Source organism: Ruegeria sp. AB5 (assembly GCF_056542645.1).
The window spans coordinates 1-1,232 of record NZ_JBQGAE010000066.1 but is presented as its reverse complement, the minus strand read 5'-3'; the positions used below and the strand labels follow the sequence as shown (position 1 = coordinate 1,232).

The window sequence follows — 1,232 nt, the reverse complement described above, 5'->3', positions numbered from 1 at the left end:
ATCGTCCCATCGGTGTTCAGCGTCAGGGCTGCGCCATGCGCACTCGTGGCAGACACAGCTGTCACCGTGAGGGCATCCCCGTCGACATCGCTGTCATTGGCAAGAAGCGTGGCTGTCTCAATCAAGGTGACAGCATCTTCGGTGATAAGATAGGGGTTTTGAGCAACACCGTTTGTATCAAAAATACGGGCATTGATCGCAGAACCGGACGTATCGCCTTGCTGCCCGTCATCGGACTGCCAGGTGACAACAAAATCGCCATTGGCAAGGGCTGTTACACTCGCGTTGCCTTGAAAGAGATGGTTAAATTCATTGACCAGGAATTCACTGACGATCTCGTTACCATCCGCATCAAAGATGCGGGCCTTGATGGCAGAGCTGGAAGCATCACCTTGTTGCCCGTCATAAGAGTGCCAGGTGACGATGAAATGGCCATTGGCGAGGGCGGTAACACTCGGGTCGTGTTGGCCGTTATTGGTAAACTCATTGACCAGGAATTCATTTACAATCTCAACACCGTTCTCATCGAAAATACGGGCCTTGATGGCCCAATCAGTATCACCTTGCTGCCCGTCGTTAGACCTCCATGTGACGATGAAATGGCCATTGGCGAGCGCTGTGACGCTCGGGCTCCCTTGAGTGTTAGCGGTGTATTCATTGACCAGGAATTCGCTGACAATCTCAGCTCCACTCGCATCAAGAATGCGGGCCTTGACGGCACCCCCAGACGTATCGCCTTGCTGCTGGTCATCAGACTCCCAGGTGACAACAAAACGGCCATTGGTGAGGGCTGTCACACTCGATGACTCTTGCTTGCCATCAGTGAACTCATTGACCAGGAATTCATTTACAATCTCAACACCGTTCTCATCGAAAATACGGGCCTTGATCGCAGAACCAGACGCATCGCCTTGCTGCTGGTCATCAGACGTCCAGGTGACGACAAAACTCCCATTGGCGAGGGCTGTCACACTCGAGAACGCCTGACCGCCATCGGTAAACTCATTGACCAGGAACTCACTGGCGATCTCACCGCCATTCGCATTAAAGATGCGGGCCTTGACGGCAGTACTGGAAATATCGCCTTGTTGCCCGTCAGAAGACTGCCAGGTGACGACGAAATCGCCGTTGGAAAGCGCTGTAACGCTCGGGCTGTTTTGCCAGTCATCGGTAATCTCATTGACCAGGAATTCGCTGACAATCTCAGCTCCACTCGCATCAAGAATGCGGGC

The 1,232-nt window shown here is 53.1% G+C and carries 1 protein-coding gene; it reads right to left on the bottom strand.

The window, feature by feature from the left end; all coding sequences use genetic code 11:
* Positions 1-1,232, bottom strand: a 1,232-nt coding sequence (locus ACR0L4_RS23615; RefSeq protein ID WP_480515641.1) for a cadherin-like domain-containing protein, incomplete at both ends; no start/stop codon positions are given.